This window comes from Nocardia amamiensis NBRC 102102 (assembly GCF_001612745.1).
Classification (GTDB): Bacteria; Actinomycetota; Actinomycetes; order Mycobacteriales; family Mycobacteriaceae; genus Nocardia; species Nocardia amamiensis.
Genome location: NZ_BDBA01000252.1, coordinates 1 through 14,910, shown reverse-complemented (window position 1 = coordinate 14,910; position 14,910 = coordinate 1). Strand labels below are relative to the sequence as shown.

Below are 14,910 nucleotides of genomic sequence, written 5' to 3'. Positions count from 1 at the left end.
TCATTGGGAGACAGAACCTAGTCACCCGTGTCTCCTCTCACGTGCCAGCGACACCACCTCTGAGCAGGCACGACTCGCCAGATGTCCGAAAGCGACTGCGCCACAGACCCTTACAACATGCTGCACCAGCTTCGGCCGATACTTATGATGTCCCAACCGATCGGCGTCGGCGCACTTCTAGCATTCAAAACGAACACCCGGCGCGTCAATATCAAAAGGGCACCCACGTTGTACGACTTTTCGGCGGAATACGCCCAGCGTGGGTACCTTTTCGCTGTCGATAGATAAAAAGGCACCCACACTGGGTGACTTTTCAGCCGAAAGGTACCCCACTGGGGCGCTATTCGCCTTCAGCAGACGCAGTCGAGGACGAAGGCTGCGTACAGACCGCCGCGACGGCAACCAGCAGACCGAACACCGACAGCCCCGACCCGGACCACCCCTCCCGCGGCGACCGCAGCGCCATCCCGTCGACCCATCCAACCGGGGTCCATAGGCACCACAGCGAGGCACCTGGGCACCCGGTAGCGTCCACCGGAGCGATCCGCGTTTCGTTTGCCGCGCCGATCCGCGACCACCGAACTCGTCACTCACCGGTGTCACCGTTTACGCCTTTTGACGGGCCACCTGCGCAAATTTGCAGATCGACGGTGTCCAGACTCCCTCCGGACACCGTCCAGACCCCAAAAAGAATGCATCCTCTGCAAATTTGCGGAGGATGCATGTCAAAACGGTGTCCGGAGGGGGAGTTGTACACCGCAATTGCAGCAGCTGTGCACATCTATCGTGCACATGCCATCACCATGCCCCTTCTGCTCCACCTTCCGCTCCAATTCCCCTCGGCGACAGGGGGTGCCGCTCGGCGCGCGCCAGCGGGTGAGGTTGCCCAGTAAGCGCTACCAACGCCTCCGCGCATTCAATGAGTGTCGCCTTGGTGTAGATGAATGTGACTGCACCGGGATCTCTGTGAGCTGCGAAACGACGCGCGACCGAGAGCCCAAATTCTCTCTCAACGAATGTCAGTGTTGTATGCCGAATCCAGTGAACAGTTACCTGCTTCGCAGCGGTCCAAGGCAAGTGTTGGTGAAACCGTCGATGCAGATTGTCGTAGCGGCGATTTGTGATCGGCTTGCCGTTTCGGGCGCGAAACACTTGATATCCCGCTTCTGCGGCCGCGCCACCTCGGCGATTGAAGTGTTCGACAAGCTTCCGCATCAGCAGCGGCGTGACTGGATGCCATTCATCTACCCCACCCTTGTGGTGGAGTAGAACGGTACAGTCGTCGGTACTGACTTCATCGATGCGCAAACGCAGCGCCGCGCTACGACGGCATGCTGTCTCGACATGCAAACGTACTAGTGTGCTGATTCGGTGTTTAGCGCCGTAAGTTGTTGCTACCGTTGGTGGGTGGTGCGGACTGGGCGACCGAAGGCTGCGTTGACTCTGTCGGACGAGGAGCGTGACCGGCTTGCGGGGTGGGCGCGAGGGGATTCTCGGCTGTCGGAGCGGGCGCGAATTGTGTTGGCGTGTGCAGAGCCTGGGGCGGTGAGCAAGCAGGTCGCCGCGGATCTGGGAGTGACTGCGGTGACTGTGGGGAAATGGCGTCGGCGTTTCGTAGAGTCGCGGCTGGACGGATTGACCGATAGCCCGCGGCCTGGGCGTTCGAAGGCCGGGTTGGTGTTGACCGAGGAGGAACGCGCGACGTTGCAGCGGTGGGTGCGGCGGCCGAAAACCGTGCAGGCGCTGGCTTTTCGGGCACGGATCGTCCTGGCCTGTGCGGAGGGTGTATCCAACAAGCAGGTAGCTGCGGTGTTGAGGACGCGGGAGCAGACTGTGGCCCGGTGGCGTGGCCGGTTCGTGCGAGATCGCTTGCGAGGCTTGGTCGACGAGCCGCGGCCGGGTGCCCCGCGCACGATCACCAGGTTCGGTCTGCCAGCGCTGCGTAGCGGGCAGTGGCCTTACCTGGCTGATCACAGTCACATCGACAAGTTCCTGCTGGACGACTTCGAGCAGCGGCTGACTCGCGCGTGGCGTGGATAGTCTGGCCGCATCTGGTGTCGGGATCGAGGCTGTCTGCCTTCTCGCCAGACGACCCAATCCGGCTGCTCGCACACAACCCCGATTTGTGGCTGCCCGCGGTCACCGCCGTGATCCAGTACGGGTCGCGTGAATAACCCTTGGTGGACAAGGGCAAGGTCGTCGGGCCGGTCACACTGGTGGACGGCAGCGTGCTCGCCGGCGCGGTCACCAGTAAACCCCCCGCATGGGCGGCCCGGCATGGTACGGCGAAGACGACGCCTATGACGCCGTCACCGAGGCAGTGGCGGCCGTGGACCGGATAGGCCAGTTGCGCGGCATCCTCGATGCCTTCCACTCCAACCGAGCCGAGGACGACTTCTCCAGCCAAGGGCCCTACGCTCAAGAGGATTTCGAATGCAAGCAGCACGGCAAGCGACGCAAGATCGAAGTGAGCTTTGTCGAACTCACCGACACCATCACGGTCCACGGACTCGAGACCGAGGTACTGGGCAACACCATCACCAGCTACTTCCTCGCCCTCCTCGATGCGCGCAACCGCGAGGATCGTCGTCCTGCTCGCCAGCGGAGGGACACGCAAGACCGAGATTGCCCAGCTCCTCGGCTACGCCAACCACAGCGCCATCTCCAAAACGGCTCATCCAGATTCGTCGCGACGCCGAGAGCTACTTCGATGCCCGAAACATCTTGAATGCAAAACCGAACTACTGAACCGGCAGCGCTGGAGGAGGCGGATCGAGCTGGCCAACGCGATCTTGGAGTACCTCGAGATCTTCCACAACCGCCAGCGCAACTCCGCCCTGGGCATGCGCACTCCCGATCGAATACGAGATGATGCATCCGTCCATCCAACCCGTGGCACCGAATCCAATCCGGGCGGACACCACCGCGACGCCCAGGGCTGTCGCGTCTGTCATCACCGCGGCCACAAGTTTCTTCGGGAACTCGCCATGTGCTGGCGCAGCAGCATGGCCGCGAATGTCGAGCACAGTTGTCGGCAGCACCACGCCGATCATGGAATTGAGCAGGGAGTTTGGTCAGCAGCGGTGCCGACCTTGGGTCGACTTCAGCGTGGTGAACTCCAAGGGATTCACCGGGTTGGGTGCTCAGATCGACCGCCGGCACTGCGGCATGCATCTGGCGCGTCGCAGAAGATGCCTGGGCGGATGACGACCTGGTCTGGCAGTACATGTTGTATACCTGGGTCCACTATAAACGCGTCCGCCCCGGTGGGCCTCTGCGGTGTCTGCTCAGTGCATTTGCGACGCCAGCGCGGGAGGAAATGCCTAGTTTCGCGAAGATCCGCGCAATATGCTTTTCGACAGTCTTCGGACTAACGAAAAGCTCTGCAGCGATCTCGCGGTTGGTGTAGCCTTGCACGACTCGGGCGGCGATACTGCGCTCGCGGTCGGTTAAGTTCGCCGAGTCTGTCGGCTCATCGACGGTGGTTTGGCGTCGCACTCGCCGCCCCATGGTTCGGAGCACTTGAGCAGCCTCGTCCCGCAGCCGTTCGGCCCCAGCGTCTGCGAAGGTGCCGTGGGCTAGCTCGAGTTCGCGGATTGCCGCTTCGGACCGGTTGGCTTGCCCCAGACTGCGGCCAGCAAGAAGGCGGGAGCGAGCGGACCACACGCACATCTCCACCGAGTCGAAGCACTGAACGGCCTTCTGGGCAAACGCTGCGGCCGTCATGAAGTCACCTTTTGCGAGATGGATGCGAGCCCGCGCGAAGGACGCGTTTCCCTCGCGGGAAGGCAGAAGCGCTATGTTCTCCATGCGCTGAGCAATGGACTGCGCCGCCTCCACCCGGCCTGCGGACAGTTCGGCCGTGATCAGCGCTTGGTGCCAGTACATCGCATTTCCTGGAGGTAGATCCGCGAACCCGGACCCGCCAGCAGACAGGATCGCCTCACAACCTCGTTCGGTCTCGCCAGCTTCGATCAGCGCTTCGCCATAACATGCGCGCGCTAGCCATCCGAAAAACGTGTCCGGAAGGCGATCGACAATCCGCACTGCGGCGCGACCGGCGGTGAGCGCGGCCGACAAATCGCCCCTCATCGCTTCGACCCAGCACTGCGCGGTCTGTGCTGTCGAGAGCAGCTGATCGTTGTCCAGCAGGAGTGTGGCCTCGATGGCGGTCTCCGCAGCCCGTTTGGCGTCATGGAGCTGCCCCAGAAACAGCTTCGACGCGGCCGCACCGATAGCAAATCGGCTGAAGGCGTAGCCGTGACCGGTGCTACGGCTGACACGCAGCCCAAGTTGGGCATGGCGAGCGGCTGCCCGGAACCGGTCGGTGAACAGCTCAGCGAAGACCAGGTCAGCTAGCCCCTCGAGCATCTCAGGAGTTAGATTGACGTCACGCGCGTCGATCCCCTCAGCCGCAAGTTCAATGAGTTCCTGCGCCTCGCCGAACGCTCCTTGGTAGCTGGTGAACCAGGCAAGGGTTGCTGTGGCGGCGAGAAGCAGCGACGGATCGCTCAGCGTCTGCGCCTGAGCGCGAGCCTGCGCAGTCGTGTCGACGGCCTGCTCCCATTGGTGCATCATCAGATGGTTTTGTGCGAGTTCCAGGCGCAACGCTATGGCATCCGCGCTGCTCGTGGCCGCATGTTCGAGAGCGCGAACTATGAGGCGGCGGGCCTCTTCAGCGTGTCCGAGTCCGTGATCCACGCGAACGATCATCCGGATTATCCGCACCCGATCGTCGAGCGCGTCGACAGGAAGGAATTCGAGCGCTCGCTCCAGCACCGTACGGCTGTCACGCAAATTGCCAGAAGAAGCGAGAGCGCTGGCCAGGGAGATGACTAGCGACAGTCGCCGGTCAAATTCCCCGGTTTCGGGCAGCAGTCGCAGTGCTGCGTCGAACCAGTCGGCCGCGGCCGCCGGCGCGCGGGCCACCGCAGCTTGTCCGGCCTCGGTGAGGACTGCCACTGCCTGCTCATCGCCGACGCTAGCCGATCGCGCTACATGGTGTGCCTGTACACCGAGAGAAGCACCGCGCCGAGCCAGTGCTCTCGCTGCTCGCTTGTGAGCGCCGAATCTCCATCCAGGCAGCGTGCCGTTGTAAACCACACGCCGTACGATCGGGTGCCGGAAGCGGAACGTTCCCGCCACATCGGTTCCCCGGATGACGTCCGCAGTGGCGAGGGCATCGAGGTATTCCGACACCAAGATCGTGTCGGTAGCTGCGACCTCAGCTACCAAATCCACATCGAACGGATCACCGGCCACCGCTGCGGCCTGAAGGACTGTGACCGTACCGGCTGGCAGAACAGCCAGCTCACTATCGAGTGTGACGCGTAACGTGGCAGAGATATCAGTTTCGCGGTCTCTCTCAACCCACGCTTCTTGCCTCGGAGCCGCTGAATCAAGCCGAGCCATCCGTGCCAGTTGCTCGAGGTAGAAAGGATTCCCGCCGCTTTCTGCGTGTAATGACCGGAGAAGCTCCGAACCCGGTCGTTGCCCCAACAGGTCGGCCGCCTCCACGACCGTCAGCGGCGCCAACTCCAGTTCGTGAAAGAAACCTTCGCGTGTTGCTTGCTCAACGGCACCGAGTAGCGCGCCCGGCGCTTGCTTGGGTCGATAGGCCAAGGCTAACACCATGCCCGGGACCGAGCGCCGTAGCAGATGGCTGATCAGCTCCACCGAAGCAGGGTCGGCCCAGTGCACGTCATCGAGTGCCAACAGCAGCGGCCGGCCGCGTACGACTCGTTCGAACGTGGATCGCACAGCGCGATAGAACTCGAATCGCTCCACTTCCAACAGGCTCGCAAACCGGCCACCTCGCCCCGACAGCGACGGGAGTACCGCCGCCAGCTCCGCCAACCTGTCCGGGCCCATGTCCTCGATGACCTCCGCTTCGAGCACCCCGAATCGCTCATCGAGAGCTTCGACCACCAAACCGTACGGAACTTCCCGCTCGAACTCCGACCCACGTCCAACCAAGACATCGAACCCTGCTGCTGCGGCGCGCTTACACAGCTCACCTAGCATGCGCGTTTTCCCGATCCCCGGTTCACCCAGCACGGCCAAAGCACCCGCCGAACCCGCCAGAGCACTATCTAGTACCTGCTGCATGTTCGTCTGCTCGAGGGCCCTGCCGACGAGCTTCGTACCCGGATCCAGTTCAATAAAACTCGATACCATTTATGATCCCGAGAGCGGACAGTAGTCGCGCGGCCGAAATGCAGCGCGCCAAACATGTGTCATTCCGCTCGACTTACGATACCTCGTGCAGCGCCTCATGGGCCCTAGGTTCTGTCTCCCAATGAGGTGAATCGATCGGCCCCATGGTCGGGGCCGATCGTGCACCATGTCGTCCGTGGCGACCGCGATCGGTGATCGATACCAGGTTCTGACCGACAAGCAGTGGGAACTGCTGGAGTTGCTGCTACCGAAATCAGAAGGTCACGTGGGCCGTAACTTCGCCAACAATCGCCTGGTGGTGGAGGGGATGCTGTATCGGCTGCGCACCAGTCTGCCGTGGCGGGATCTGCCGGAACATTTCGGGCCGTGGCAGACGGTGTGGAAACGCCACCGCCGCTATGCCGCCGACGGCACTTGGGACCGGGTGCTGACCGCTCTGGTCGCCCTGGCCGACACCACCGGCGACCTGGACTGGGTTGTCTCGGTCGACTCGACAATCGTGCGGGCACATCAGCACGCCGCCGGCGCGGCCGCCGACTCGGTGACCGGGCTATGAACCGTCCGACCATGCCATAGGGCGCTCCCGTGGTAGGCTGACCACCAAGATCCATCTCGCCGCCGACGGTGCCGGTCGTGGCCTGGCCGTGCTGCTCACGCCCGGTCAAACCAACGACTCGTCGCTGCTGCCGCCGCTGCTCGACGCGGTGGTGGTGCCGCGACTGGCCGGTGGGGCGCCGCGGCGCAATCCAGAGGTGGTGATCGCCGACCGCGCCTACTCGGCGGCGTCGAACCGAACCCTGTTGCGCCGCAAACGTATCCGAGCCGTAATTCCCGAACGCCGGGACCAGGTCGTCAACCGCAAACGCAAGGGCCGCGCTGGTGGGCGGGCACCGAGCTTCGATGCCGAGATCTACAAACGCCGCAATGTCATCGAACGTGCCTTCAACAGGGCCAAGCACTGGCGGGCGGTGGCCACTCGCTACGACAAGCTCGCGATCACCTACCGGGCCGGATTCGTCCTGGCCCTCGTCGTCGAATGGCTCAAATCATTGGGAGACAGAACCTAGTTCTCCGTTGTAACTGCTGGTAATGATGGGTGCATTGTGACTGAAGAGGAGTCGTCGGACCGTTGCGGTGTAGATAGACAATGGGCAAGATGGACGGCCTTTTCGCGTATGCCGAGCGCGATCCGGCTCGCCGCGACGCCAGCGTGCGATACAGGGACTGTGGATTGCTCGTGTGTCAAGCTGCGGTTGGAGTTTCGGCTGATTGGTGGCCCAGGGGACTGCTACACGGATGGGTGACGACCTGACCCTATCACCCAATCGCAGCAGTCCTCAGATCGGCGATCATGGCGCGGGAGACAACGTCGGAAAGCTGGCGTGTGAGGATCCGTAGCGCTCCATGCCGCCGTCGCCTTTTGCCTTGCGCCTGGCCAGCAGAGCTCGTGCGTCCGGGTGGCAGCGTGCCTGCGTGAGCGGGATTCGGTGGAGCGCGGCGTTGAGCTGCCGGTTCCCGGTGCGGGACAGGCGATGGCGCGCTCGGTTGGACGACCAGACTGGCAGCGGTGCGCTGCCGTTGTGACGGGCGAAGGTGTCCTTGGATCGGAATCTGTCGACGTCGGCGGTCTCGCCGATGATCTTCGCCGCGGTCAGGCCCGCGCAACCGGCGATGGTGAGCAGCGACGGCGCGATTCGTTGGATTCGTTCGTCGATCTCGATGGTCAGTCGTCGGCAGTGCTCGACCAGAGTCACCGCCAGGCGGGCGACAAGTCCGTCGAACTGGGCCAGGTGGGCCGTGACGCGGTCATAGGCGCTGGCGCGTTCGAGCTTGCCAGGTGGCGTCGAGCCCGGATCGAGCTCGTGCAGGTGCCAGCGCAGCCGTGCGATCGCCCGGGTGCGTTCGGTGACGAGGTCTTCGCGGTGGTCGACAAGCAACTGGATCTCGCGTTCGACTCCGTCGAGCCGGGCCACCGGCAGGTCGGGTTCACGCAATGCCGCGCGGGCGATGGCCAAGGCGTCGATCGGGTCCGACTTACCGTAAGTGCGCGCCGAATCCCGGGCGTGAGCCATCAGTTTCGGCGGTACCCGCACGACTCGCTCGCCGACGGCGAGCGAGTCGCTTCGGGACGCCGGGTCACGTTCCGGCAGTCTTCCAGCGCCCACATTGGTTCCGGATCCGGTTGCGCCCGCGCCCATTTCAGTAGGGCGAGATGATCGCTGCTGGTCGTCCCGACGGTCTTGGTGGATAGTTTGCGGCCCAGTTCGTCGGCGGAGACTGCGGTGTGGGTGCGCTTGTGCGCGTCGATCCCGATGGCCATCATTGGTGCTTGTCAGCCCTTTGCGATTGTGGGGTGTGGCACGGACCGGTCGGAAGGCAATCCCCAGTAAGGGCGATGCCACGCTCCTCTCAAGCCATTCCGCGGCTCGGTCCCGGGTGTCGGCCGGCCGCAGAAATCACAACAGCCACGTAAGCGGGAATTTAACGGCAGCGAACCGACCGACCCGATGGTCGTGACACTGGATCGGCTCCTCTCTGTGTCAAGCCTCGATGAGTAGAGAGGTACCAACTTCGGGCGATGCAGACCTCAACAACCAATCGAGCCCCGGACCGGTCTGTGTCGGTCGGGGCTCGATTGGGGGTATTCACGCCTGCTACTGATCGCTTGTAGTTGACGAGACGAATGTACCTCACAGCAAGGAACATCACCGAATCGGCGAGCCATCTCACATCACAGCCGTACCGGATAGGGACCGCCGGAAGCCCTGACGATCTGCACCCTGACGCGAGTAGGAGTCGGTTGACATTGGTCTCGAACTCAAACCACACCGAAGGCCATGACAACTGGTGTTGTCTGCCCCCTCTTCCTGCACAATACTTGCGGCGGCCAAGGGTAGACGGCTCTCGGAACCCCGTGCCGCTTCCTGGAAGTAGCGGCGACATCGGACACTGTCGGCGGGTCTCTGATTCCCTTGTTGGTGCTCGAAGCGGACCGGCCGATGACTCTGAACGCTATTGGCGCCGAAAGGCTGTCGTCGATTCGAAGTCTCGGGTCGGACCGCGGGCGCGGGGATCGGCGTCTGGCTTGAAGAGAGCCCGCCCGACTCAACCCTGATCTGCCGCCGCCGATCTGCCGACTCATCACGGTAGGCGACATGGATGGGAGACACAGGATTTGGATCACGAAACGGCGTCGCGGGCATTGATCAGCACAAGCAGACCGTGACGATCGCACTCGTCGATCACCGCGGCGCCTTGTCGGGTGCAAGTCGTTTCCGATCACCGAATCGGTTGTGTCGGCAGTGGCGTAAGACTCCGACACCCCCGTGCACTCACGCAGGGCGATTTTACCGGCTGATCAGCGCCGCGACATCCCCATCCGCGAGAAGACACTCTGGCGAATGCTCTACGAAACCTGCGGCCCGCACAGAAGAACTGCTCGGAGTCGACATCGAGGACCTTGACCTGCCCAGCCGCAGCTGCCCGGTGAAATCCAAAGGCGCCAAAACCCCGCACCCGCCGCCGCGGCGTTCCCCACCACGAGCACGTTCTCGAAACCGTCCACTGGGACGCCGGCACAGCACGCCTGCTGCCGAGACTGATCCGACACCACGCACGCGGGCCGCTGCTCGGCACCGCCACCGCCGTCGACGGCCCCGGCGACCGTCGACCCCGTCAGAGAGCCTATGGCTGGCAGCTCAACCCCGCCTGATGTCATATCCCCTGCGAACGAGAGACATCCTTGCCGACTCGGGCGCAGTTACCTCTCGGTCTCCGGATCCCGTTTGCCAACGAACCATGTCCATCGTACTCGCGGGTCCAACGTCGGGCTGAATATTCTCCGGAAACATCCAGTGTGCGGGCTCTGCATTGCTCATGCACATGCGGACGCCTTGAGCGAAAACCACCCCTGTCGGGATGGCGGCCCGAAAATTCTTCGGTGGTCGGTGCTGAGACGGCCGAAGCCGCTATGGGGCGAAAGCGCGCGATCCACCGGGGCGGCGGTGTAGGCATTTGCCCCATACCGCCAGACTGTAGATCGTGAGATGTTCAGGCCATGATTGAGGCGCTCGGAGCCGAGGCGGATGTGGATGTCCCGCAGCATCCGATGGTGTCCCGGAACTATCTCGCCTCGAGAGCCGTCGACGGCCACGGTGGCGAACAGGGCGCTTGCAAGGAGGATTCTCTCGGGTTCTTTCCCAAGCGTGCTCCACGAACAGCCCGGTAAGCGTATTCGTGTTGTGCTCGCGGGTATAGTTACGCGACGCTCCGCAGCGCTTGAGATCTCCTACTCCAAGCCGCCCGATTACATTTGAAACTGTCACCCCGGGACTGAGGTACTTCTCCTTGAATATCAAGAATCGAAATCTGTCGCGTCGACACTGGATCGATCGACAAATGAAATGGTGATCCGGCATGGATGTCACAGTGCTTAAAGAAAGCTGGCTCAGCGTCGAGAAGGTCGGCGAGGAAGTGGTCTTGTACTTCTACTCGCACCTGTTCATGGCGCACCCGGAGATCCGCGAAATGTTCCCGGTGTCCATGACCACCCAACGCGGCAAATTCTTCACGGCGCTTGGCCATATCGTCAGCAATGTGGACCGCATCGCCGCCGACCGAACCTTCGTACAGCAACTCGGCCGCGACCACCGCAAATTCCAGGTCGTCGCCGACCACTACCCGGTAGTCGGTGCGTCGCTGCTGGCCACCCTGCAGTACTTCCTCGGAGCAACGTGGACCGACAGCCTTGCCGCAAGTTGGACCGAGGCATACCGGGCGGTCACCCAGATCATGATGATGGCCGCCGAGGAGAACGAGCAAATCGCCCCAGCATGGTGGGAGGCAGAGGTTATCGCCACCGAACGGCGCAGTATCGACGTCGGATTGTTGCGCATCCGACTCACCGAGCCCTATGCCTACACTCCCGGGCAGTCCATGGCCGTGGAGATTCCGCAGCGGCCGCGGCTGTGGCGCTACTATACCCCGGCCAACGCACCCCGCCCCGACGGAACCGTCGACCTGCATGTGCAAATCGTGCCCGGCGGACAGGTCAGCGCCACCCTGGCCCGGACTGTCGCGGTCGGCGACACACTGCGGCTCGGTGCTCCGATCGGCACCGCACTCATCCTACCCGCGGACTTCCGCGGCGAGCTGCTGATGGTGGCGGGCGGTACCGGACTCGCACCCATGACCGCCCTGATCGAACAACTGCACGAACGCTGGCGCACCACAGGCGTGGCGACGAATGTCCACCTCTTCCACGGGGCCCGGACCCAACGGAACATCTATAACCACGCCTTGCTGTCCGAACTGGCCGGTACCCGGCCATGGCTGCGCTATACGCCCGTAGTCTCCGATGACCCGACCTACCCAGGTATGCGCGGACCGGTCGGCACGGTGGTCGCACAGGCATACGACTGGCGAGGCTGGACCGCACTCATTTGCGGCTCCACCGCGATGGTGGAGCACACTGCCGGTGAACTGCGGCGCGCGGGCCTGCCCGCCGCGGCGATCCGATTCGAGAACCTCGAGGGCGGCCACCCTGAGGACACCACACTGGATACCTCCGCAGCTTCGGCGGAGATGGCGCACGAGGTAGCGCCATGGCGCTGAAGGCACGTGACATCGAGAACGCCAGGTTCAAGAAGTCGGCACTCGGTCGGCGCGGATACGATGAACGCGAAGTCGACGAATTCGTGCGGCGTGTAGCCCGTGAGATCTCCCGGCTGCACTCGACGAACACACGGCTGACCCAGCAGTTGGACTTCGGTGACGGGAAGGCACTGCTGGCCGACAACGACTATCTGGCCCACCAAGTTGCGGAACTCGAGCACCGGGTCGCCATGTACAAATCGGCGCTCGGCGATGGCGCTTCCGTTGAAAGCCTGCGCACCGAGGTGGCGGAACTGCGGCGGGAGAACGCACAGTTGCGCGAGGATGCCCAGTGGGATGTGCTTGGAGTGAACGTGCGGGCAGTGAATATGCTCAGCCAGGCGCAGATCACCGCGGAATCGACCGTTGCCGAGGCCGAGATCTACGCCCGCGAACTCGTCGCGCACGCCCGCCAGCAGTACGCTGACATTCTGTGGCAGGCCCAGCAATCGGCAGTCCACGCGGCCGACAGTATCGCCGCCGTGGCACCCTCTCCTACGGGAGCTTCCGAGCCGCTGCCCGCCGAGATTGAGTATATCCGTACCTACGCGCAGATCGCAGAGAAGCAAATGCACACGATCGTCGAGGCGCTGTTCACCGAGATCGACAAGCTCGGACGCGAACAGCCGCGACCGCATCGCGACACCGAACCGATCGGATGCGAACCGAATATCTCCGAGCCCGACACGCTGGCAATGGCACAGATATCGCCCCGGACACGACAAGACGCACTGGAACCTGCAATGCCATCACAAGCTGCGCACTTCAGCCACGGAGACGCATGACCGCAGCCGCTGTATTCGAAAAGCGCTCAATTGCAGCAGCTTTACTTCCGCACGTTGAATTGTTGGCTTGCTGGGCCGGCACCGTTCGCGGCCAGAGAAGGGGAGATCAAGGCGCGCTCACCCGTGCGGGCGATGCTCACGCCTGGACCGGTCTTCTGGCCGTCCGGCAACGGCACGAAGACATCGGCATGTGCGGCACCGGTCGACAACAGACCGGTGGCTACGACCGCCACGGCGACGACGCCCGCGACGCGGACGCTTCCAGACAGATCGCAGGTGCGATATTTACTCACCAAGGGAACTTCAAACACCGTGTCCTCTTGGAAGTTCATGCGCACGGCCGTCGCTGGTGAAGACCAATATCGGCGCTTTCATCAGCTGAGGCTTTTAATGCGTGGCCGATCGACAGCCTCAATACCACTGCACGTACAAGTCGTGCAGGGTAGCCCATTGGTCGGCGGCGGCAGACTTCCATTTCCGCTCCAGTTCCGCGGCCTGCAAAGGGGATTCTCCCTATCGACTTCGTTCTCAGCGTGCGCGGCAATATACACCAGTTCGGTCCAGCGCTTGAAATCCTGATGTAGCTCGTAGTCGATTTATCGATGCTTTTCCATCTCCTACCTACCTACCTACCGATCCAATCCCTGTCGCGCGCCATGCCAATCGATTCCGCCGCGCAAGGTACTTCCTAAATAATCTATCGCCTCGCCGGCATGCCTTATGCGCTTTGCTGTGACCCGTCTCCCAAGCCGCCGACGTTAGTCCGCATTTGTGCTGCCCATCCCAGCGGCAGTTGAAGATGTCGAGACCGTATTTCGTCCACCATCTCGGCGTAGCCTTCACGGGCTTCGCCCATATGGAACCACGCCTGATGTCGCTTTTCCTCATCTGGCGAGTGGAGTACTATCCACCATGCCTGAGCGTAGGTTTGAGCCATGTGGCTCATGACCTCCCCCAGCGAATGTGTGTGCTTGCGCGCGCTTTTCGCGCGTGGCACGTGGTAGATTGCCCACTCATCTATCTGGGCAATTATTCGATCGATACCCGCACGAATCCGCTCGGTAGCAAGGCATCGTTTCTGCCCCGCTGGATGAAGCTCGAATGGAATCAATTCCGCGTGCATAGCACCCAGATCTCGAGCCCACTGCACGAGGCGTCCACTGCTTGTGCATCGACCCGAGATCGCCTGAAGCAACTGCGCAGGCTCCAGTAACGGCACCATGCGCGTCGACGACGATTCGGTGTCCGACTGCTTTTCTGAAGATAGATATCCGTTCAGATACATGCCTCACCACCTGAATGAGGTGTAGTGCTTGGGCGTGCAGCAACCCGCAGGAATCCGGATACCGAGCATGTATAGGTCAGTATTCGCGATCGACTCGCGGAAGCTTGTCGGCACGGCGTCCGTGACATCAGGCCTGGGGCCAGGCGGACCCGCTGGATGTGCTTGCATGGGGAGTCCCTGCGTCGCCACTCAATGGGTGTCTGTGTGACCTGGTCACCTGGCCGCCGAGACGCGAGTTTCGATTCGGGCGCCGCTGAGGATCCCGGCGCATCACCACGGCGCGCAGGCAGTCGGCGGGGACGGAGCATCCACTCCAGCAGACTGTCCATCCGTCTCTCACATCCCGCGAGGACTATCATTCCGCCGCAAGAGGACCAGACTCCGACAATCGTCATGATCAAGGTTGATTTCCCGACCGGTTGCCACCCACTATTGCAGCAACTTCTCCCTCAGTGGCATCAATCGAGACACCGCCGAGTATCGCAACGGCGTCGAAGGGTTCCGAGACGTCCCGCAACGACAGTAGTGGTGTCATTGCCTGACCTCCTTCTGCGGATTCAGACGGTCCTTCAACTGTCCGTCAGCATCTGCGCCCGGTCCTAAATAGGTAACTGGCCAGATGCCAATACGTCTGAATGCCCCTGTCTATCCTTCGGGCGTTCGACGCTGCGCTGTCGGGACCGACCGTGGGGGAGTGGCTCAATCGCGGCACGCCACAAACGTTCAATTGGCGGCGTGCGGACGTCGGCCACCGCGCCGGTCAGTCCGTTGTAGATTTGTTTGACCTCTGGATTCGATGTTGATTCCTTTCCAGGCGAGGGCTGAGGGCGCCTCTGAGTGCACCAGGTTACGGGCAGACCAAACCGGTTGGTATGGGGTGAGTCCCTACGATTAATCCTGGACTGCGGGGCTGGTAGGGACTGCCCCGGATCTGATTGACTCGCAGGTTATGGTGGTTTCAGGCCGCGAGTGAGGCCTGGTTCAGGGTCTCATACTCGACCGGAGTCAGGG

Annotated in this window: 10 protein-coding genes and 3 pseudogenes; 6 read left to right on the top strand and 7 right to left on the bottom strand. The window is 62.5% G+C overall.

Annotation, left to right across the window (positions count from 1 at the left end; translation table 11 throughout):
• Nucleotides 1–798 precede the first annotated feature (798 nt).
• Nucleotides 799–1,350, bottom strand: a complete 552-nt coding sequence (locus NA4_RS43875; RefSeq protein ID WP_169811166.1) for a tyrosine-type recombinase/integrase — start codon at nt 1,348–1,350, stop codon at nt 799–801.
• A gap of 21 nt (nt 1,351–1,371) precedes the next feature.
• On the opposite strand from NA4_RS43875, the gene NA4_RS39685 reads away from it, so the two are divergent.
• The gene (locus NA4_RS39685; protein ID WP_307188617.1) at nt 1,372–2,040 is read left to right on the top strand and encodes a helix-turn-helix domain-containing protein; all 669 of its coding nucleotides are present in this window, start codon (nt 1,372–1,374) and stop codon (nt 2,038–2,040) included.
• Between the two features lie 223 nt (nt 2,041–2,263).
• Nucleotides 2,264–2,728 (top strand): hypothetical protein, encoded by a 465-nt coding sequence (locus NA4_RS33655; protein WP_067479388.1) that lies wholly within the window; start codon nt 2,264–2,266, stop codon nt 2,726–2,728.
• 13 nt (nt 2,729–2,741) lie between these two features.
• Here the strand turns inward: NA4_RS33655 and NA4_RS33650 are convergent, their stop codons facing one another.
• Both NA4_RS33650 and NA4_RS33645 read right to left on the bottom strand, forming a co-directional pair.
• A complete protein-coding gene (locus tag NA4_RS33650) occupies nt 2,742–3,053 on the bottom strand; it encodes a hypothetical protein (protein WP_067479386.1) in 312 nt (103 codons plus the stop codon).
• 193 nt (nt 3,054–3,246) lie between these two features.
• Nucleotides 3,247–6,177: a helix-turn-helix transcriptional regulator gene (locus NA4_RS33645; RefSeq protein ID WP_067479384.1), complete on the bottom strand. Its 2,931-nt coding sequence runs from the start codon at nt 6,175–6,177 to the stop codon at nt 3,247–3,249.
• 166 nt (nt 6,178–6,343) lie between these two features.
• On the opposite strand from NA4_RS33645, the pseudogene NA4_RS40970 reads away from it, so the two are divergent.
• A pseudogene (locus tag NA4_RS40970) lies at nt 6,344–7,244 on the top strand (IS5 family transposase).
• A 282-nt stretch (nt 7,245–7,526) separates the two neighbouring features.
• On the opposite strand, the gene NA4_RS33630 reads toward NA4_RS40970, so the two are convergent.
• A complete protein-coding gene (locus NA4_RS33630; protein WP_245671706.1) occupies nt 7,527–8,249 on the bottom strand; it encodes a transposase in 723 nt (240 codons plus the stop codon).
• Nucleotides 8,249–8,500, bottom strand: coding sequence for a hypothetical protein (locus NA4_RS42940; RefSeq protein ID WP_245671705.1), 252 nt, complete (start codon nt 8,498–8,500; stop codon nt 8,249–8,251). The genes NA4_RS33630 and NA4_RS42940 overlap by 1 nt, the downstream gene beginning before the upstream one ends.
• 2,093 nt (nt 8,501–10,593) lie before the next feature.
• Between NA4_RS42940 and NA4_RS33625 the strand changes: the two genes are divergently transcribed.
• The 3 genes and pseudogenes from NA4_RS33625 (at nt 10,594) to NA4_RS33620 (ending at nt 12,614) form a co-directional block, all read left to right on the top strand.
• Entirely contained in the window at nt 10,594–11,790 is a 1,197-nt protein-coding gene (locus tag NA4_RS33625) for an FAD-binding oxidoreductase (protein ID WP_067479379.1), read from the top strand.
• Nucleotides 11,781–11,927, top strand: a pseudogene (locus NA4_RS43870) (DivIVA domain-containing protein); the annotation flags it as partial. The gene NA4_RS33625 and the pseudogene NA4_RS43870, both read left to right, overlap by 10 nt.
• A 9-nt stretch (nt 11,928–11,936) precedes the next feature.
• Entirely contained in the window at nt 11,937–12,614 is a 678-nt protein-coding gene (locus NA4_RS33620; RefSeq protein ID WP_245671704.1) for a hypothetical protein, read from the top strand.
• A 74-nt stretch (nt 12,615–12,688) separates the two neighbouring features.
• Here NA4_RS33620 and NA4_RS33615 read toward each other — a convergent pair.
• A pseudogene (locus NA4_RS33615) lies at nt 12,689–12,907 on the bottom strand (MspA family porin); the annotation flags it as partial.
• A gap of 425 nt (nt 12,908–13,332) precedes the next feature.
• On the bottom strand, nt 13,333–13,899 hold the full coding sequence (locus tag NA4_RS40965; protein WP_157129459.1) for a hypothetical protein: 567 nt from the start codon (nt 13,897–13,899) through the stop codon (nt 13,333–13,335).
• Between the last annotated feature and the right edge of the window lie 1,011 nt (nt 13,900–14,910).

Bases quoted from the DNA above. Each gene is read 5' to 3' on its own strand.
- NA4_RS33655 (WP_067479388.1), top strand. From the start codon at position 2,264: ATGGGCGGCCCGGCATGGTACGGCGAAGACGACGCCTATGACGCCGTC.
- NA4_RS33650 (WP_067479386.1), bottom strand. From the start codon at position 3,053: ATGATCGGCGTGGTGCTGCCGACAACTGTGCTCGACATTCGCGGCCAT.
- NA4_RS33645 (WP_067479384.1), bottom strand. From the start codon at position 6,177: ATGGTATCGAGTTTTATTGAACTGGATCCGGGTACGAAGCTCGTCGGC.
- NA4_RS33630 (WP_245671706.1), bottom strand. From the start codon at position 8,249: ATGGCTCACGCCCGGGATTCGGCGCGCACTTACGGTAAGTCGGACCCG.
- NA4_RS42940 (WP_245671705.1), bottom strand. From the start codon at position 8,500: ATGATGGCCATCGGGATCGACGCGCACAAGCGCACCCACACCGCAGTC.
- NA4_RS33625 (WP_067479379.1), top strand. From the start codon at position 10,594: ATGGATGTCACAGTGCTTAAAGAAAGCTGGCTCAGCGTCGAGAAGGTC.
- NA4_RS40965 (WP_157129459.1), bottom strand. From the start codon at position 13,899: ATGTATCTGAACGGATATCTATCTTCAGAAAAGCAGTCGGACACCGAA.